The organism is Neisseria sp. P0022.S010 (assembly GCF_051956635.1).
This window is the reverse complement of the sequence record NZ_JBQCXF010000498.1, coordinates 1-2,124: the sequence shown is the minus strand read 5'-3', so window position 1 is coordinate 2,124 and position 2,124 is coordinate 1. Positions and strand designations below refer to the sequence as shown.

General features: G+C 45.6%; 3 protein-coding genes. All 3 read right to left on the bottom strand.

Annotated elements, in window-relative coordinates; all coding sequences use genetic code 11:
* Nucleotides 1–120 precede the first annotated feature (120 nt).
* Nucleotides 121–858, bottom strand: coding sequence for a thermonuclease family protein (locus ACTHUT_RS18610; RefSeq protein WP_250600657.1), 738 nt, complete (start codon nt 856–858; stop codon nt 121–123).
* A 73-nt stretch (nt 859–931) separates the two neighbouring features.
* Nucleotides 932–1,603: a ribose-5-phosphate isomerase RpiA gene (gene rpiA, locus ACTHUT_RS18605; protein ID WP_250600659.1), complete on the bottom strand. Its 672-nt coding sequence runs from the start codon at nt 1,601–1,603 to the stop codon at nt 932–934.
* 43 nt (nt 1,604–1,646) lie between these two features.
* Nucleotides 1,647–2,124 (bottom strand): 2-C-methyl-D-erythritol 2,4-cyclodiphosphate synthase (gene ispF, locus ACTHUT_RS18600; protein ID WP_440419363.1); only part of this gene is annotated, 478 nt, incomplete at its 5' end.

The following is a 2,124-nucleotide window of genomic DNA, read 5'->3' as shown; positions in this document are numbered from 1 at the left end:
ACATTACACTTTTATTTCTCTTACCCTCTAATCAGAAACCTGCCACACATTCTTATCTTATACTAAACCTCGATGATTAAAGGCCGTCTGAAAGTTTTTAGACGGCCTCTTTCTTAAAACTTACCAAATCCCAAACCATTGTTTATCAGACTGCTTTTTATTGCCGTTCTGCTGCTCATGGTTTTGACGGCGAAATTGCCAAGGCGCTTGCGGATTGTCTTTTTTCCATAAGCCTTTACGCTTTTCCTTGGCTTGTTTTTGTGCGGCCGAATAGTCGGTGTAAGCGGTTTTACTTTGTTGTTTTTTGGCATAACTTTCATAATGCCATGCGGCGCCATCCCGTATTTGCATCAAATTCAAATCAATCGTGCCGACTGATACTTGGGCAACTTCGCGCTGGTAGCGGTCGGCTTCAAACACGCGGACTTTGGCTTTTTTATGCAATGCGGCATCAATCAAATTGTCTCGTGATTGCGTACCATAGGCTTGATTGATTTCCGGCGCATCGATATAGGCCATGCGGATTTTGTGTTTCCTGCCGTCGCTATCGATAATGTGCATGGTATCGCCATCATGGATTTTGATGATTTTCCCGTTGTATGTGTAGGATTGTCGCGATGACTTTTGTTTTTGTTCCGGTTTGGATTTAGCTTCGGCTTTGGTGTCAGAGGTGGCTTTGACGACATTTTCACCCAGCCATTCATTGACCTTTTCTAAACCGATATTGTCGCCTTGTGCCAATGTGGCAGCAACGCTTACCCCTGTACGAATCAACTCGGTATCGCGTGAGCTGTAACCAAGCGCACCCAAAACAGATAAAACAACTGGCAACCATTTTATAATTTTACTGATTTGCATATTTTGCCAAATTGAAGGCCGTCTGAAAGACCTGATGCACTTTCAGACGGCCTTTAAGATTAATTAATCTTTATTAATCCTGACAAGGCAGGATGACTTTTGCACCTTCTGCCGTACCCAAAACCAATACATCGGCGGCATCACGGGCAAAAATACCGTTTTCGAGTACGCCGGTGATTTTATTGATTTCGTCTTCCATTTTCAGGGCTTGGTCGATATTGAGGCCGTGAACATCAACGATTTGATTGCCATAGAAAGTAGTATAGCCGACACGCAACTCAGGCTGTCCGCCCATGGCAAGCAGTTTGCGCGACACCAGCGAACGGGCATTTTCAACCACTTCTACTGGCAATGGGAATTTGCCCAAACGGGAAACATACTTGCTTTCATCGGCGATACAGACAAATTTATCGGATGCGCTGGCCACAATTTTTTCGTTCAAATGCGCACCGCCGCCGCCTTTAATCATTTGCAGCGCGTGGTTGACTTCGTCTGCGCCGTCAACATAAACCGCCAAACCCATCACTTCATTCAGTGAAACTTCTAGAATCTCGTATTTTGCCAAAAGCTCGCTGGATTTTTTAGAAGTAGACACGGCACCCTTGATTTTCTTACCGCTTTTACCCAAAGCTTCGATAAAAAAGTTGATAGTAGAGCCGGTACCGATACCGATGTATTCGTTTTCAGGAACAAATTCCACCGCTTTTTCGGCGGCAATACGTTTGAGTTCGTCTTGAGTTGCCATGTTGTCAATCTTTCAGTTTGAATAATAAAGTAATTTTAAGCTCTTAGGCCTTAATCAGCAACACTGCCGCTTGCGCTTCAATGGCTTCCATACGTCCCAGATAGCCAAGTTTTTCGTTGGTTTTACCCTTGATGTTCACGCAGTTTTCAGGCAAACCCAAATCTGCGGCAATATTGGCGCGCATTGCCGGAATGTGTGGCGCAAGTTTTGGCTTTTGCGCAATCACGGTCGTATCGACATTAACCACCTTCCAACCCAATTCCTGCACGCTTTGATAAGCCTCGCGCAACAGCACACGGCTGTCTACATCTTTGAATTCGGCGGCAGTATCAGGAAAATGACTGCCGATATCGCCCAAACCGGCTGCCCCCAACAGGGCATCGGTAATCGCATGCAAAAGCACATCGGCATCTGAATGACCCAGCAAGCCTTTTTCAAACGGAATGTTGACGCCACCGAGTATCAAATCTCGGCCTTCGACCAACTGATGGACATCGTAGCCCTGACCAACACGGATATTC

Excerpts from the sequence above, each read along its gene's own strand:
- ACTHUT_RS18610 (WP_250600657.1), bottom strand. The coding sequence starts at position 858 with ATGCAAATCAGTAAAATTATAAAATGGTTGCCAGTTGTTTTATCTGTT.
- rpiA (WP_250600659.1), bottom strand. The coding sequence starts at position 1,603 with ATGGCAACTCAAGACGAACTCAAACGTATTGCCGCCGAAAAAGCGGTG.